This window comes from Nafulsella turpanensis ZLM-10, from assembly GCF_000346615.1.
Taxonomy (GTDB): domain Bacteria; phylum Bacteroidota; class Bacteroidia; order Cytophagales; family Cyclobacteriaceae; genus Nafulsella; species Nafulsella turpanensis.
Genome location: NZ_ANNU01000092.1, coordinates 1 through 877, shown reverse-complemented (window position 1 = coordinate 877; position 877 = coordinate 1). Strand labels below are relative to the sequence as shown.

The 877-nt window shown below is 42.9% G+C and carries 1 protein-coding gene; it reads right to left on the bottom strand.

The features are described from left to right. Nucleotides 1–37: 37 nt before the first annotated feature. On the bottom strand, nucleotides 38–877 hold an 840-nt coding region (locus tag F752_RS25030; RefSeq protein ID WP_017734116.1), incomplete at its 5' end, for a transposase.

The window sequence follows — 877 nt, the reverse complement described above, 5'->3', positions numbered from 1 at the left end:
AAAGGTAGGGTGTTAACTATAATTCTGAGTAACGTTTTTACAAAGGGGTCAAAACTGCATTCTGAGGCACTTTTAGATCCTTCAGCTTATCGTCCAATTTAGCTATTTGTTTTTGAAGTTCGCGCACTTTTCTTTTTCGTTTTTGGTCCAGGTACTCGTACAGGTCTGGTGGATTGAAAGGCTGGTGCTTTACAATCATATTCCATATGATGATGGCAAGCTTTCTGGCAGTGGCTGAAATCGCAGCTGGCCTACCTTTTCTAAAGCAGACTCTGTTAAAGAAATTGGACAGGTGGTTGTCCTTTAGATTGCCTATGGCATTGGCTGCTTGTCTTAAAGCAATCTTTAGTCGATTGCTTCCTTTGGGTGTGCGGCTACTCAGGATTTTCCCTCCGGATACTTTCTTGTTGGGGCAAAGTCTGAGCCATGAGGCAAACTGCTTGGCTGTACCAAACTTCTTAAGCCCTTCCGCTCCCACTTCGCTCATCAGCGTCAGTACTGTTGCATGACTCACCCCCTGAATAGCCAGCAAATCTATGCCATCAAAATATTGGTAGGCTATCAGGTTGAGGTCTATATTTTTAGGAGCATTCTTGTTGATACGCTTATGAATCTTTGCCTCTGTAAATAAAGCTTTCTTTGTCTCATCCTGATTGATAAAGTCATTGAGTTGCTTTTTTATTTCCTCATCACACTCTTCTATTTGCCTTTGCATGTACTGGTAGTGAGCAAATTCCTGCTTAAGAGCAAATAGGAAGTCTTCTCTTTTGTTACTCTGCAGGGCTTTTGCAATCTCTTCCTCTGATTTTCTGCAGTTCCCATGGCGGAAGGCGGCCAGAACTGCAGGATTTGTTTCACCTGAACAGATTGCCTCTAC